Consider the following 743-nt stretch of genomic DNA (forward strand, 5'->3'; position numbering starts at 1 on the left):
GCGCCCCGCGCCACCCCCCCCACACCGGTCCCGTGTCGCCCCGCGCACCCGGGGGGGGGCGGCCCCCGCCAGCAGTCGGCGACGAACCCGGAGCACCTGACCCTCAGCACCAGCCGGTCGCCCTTCATCGACCAGGACACCTTCGGGTCGCTGCCCACGACGACCGAGCCGCGGAACCACCGGGTGACCTCGACCGTGCCCGCCTTGTCCGAGCCCGCGGCGACGAGTTCCAGCGCCGAGTCGTCGGAGTCGACGGTGAGCGTGTGCCCGTGCAGGGCGAAGGAGCGGTGGCCGGGATGCCGGTCGTCCCCGGCGGAGGCCCCGCAGGCGGAGAGCACGGCGGTGAGCAGCGCGACGGCGCCCAGGGTGGCGGTCGCACGGACGGGAGCGGTTCGGGCGGGTGAGGTCCTGGCGGGTGTGGTGCGGGCTCCTGAGGTCATTCCCCGACGGTAGGAACCGGCGGCCCGGGAGCCGATCCGGCGAGCTCCCGTATCCGGGGTGGGGACAACCCCCGATACGGGTTTGCGGGACAGTGCCCCCGGCAATGTAGGCTGTCGACTCGTCCTGGGTGCGTAGCTCAGGGGTAGAGCGCCTGCCTTACAAGCAGGATGTCGGCGGTTCGAAACCGTCCGCGCCCACTCCAGGAAGAAGACCCCGGCCGGTGACGGCGCGCGGGGTGTGGGTGGGGGGGGGGCCCGCCGCCCCCACCCCGCCCCCCCCCACCCCCCCCCCCCCCCCGAGGC

Annotated in this window: 1 tRNA gene and 1 pseudogene; one reads left to right on the forward strand and one right to left on the reverse strand. The window is 75.4% G+C overall.

What is annotated here, in order from left to right:
- Nucleotides 1-440: pseudogene (locus ACFW2E_RS03820) on the reverse strand (hypothetical protein); the annotation flags it as partial.
- 126 nt (nucleotides 441-566) lie between these two features.
- On the opposite strand from ACFW2E_RS03820, the gene ACFW2E_RS03825 reads away from it, so the two are divergent.
- Nucleotides 567-638: transfer RNA gene (locus tag ACFW2E_RS03825), tRNA-Val, on the forward strand.
- Nucleotides 639-743: the final 105 nt, after the last annotated feature.

The organism is Streptomyces sp. NPDC058964 (assembly GCF_042741275.1).
GTDB lineage: Bacteria > Actinomycetota > Actinomycetes > Streptomycetales > Streptomycetaceae > Streptomyces.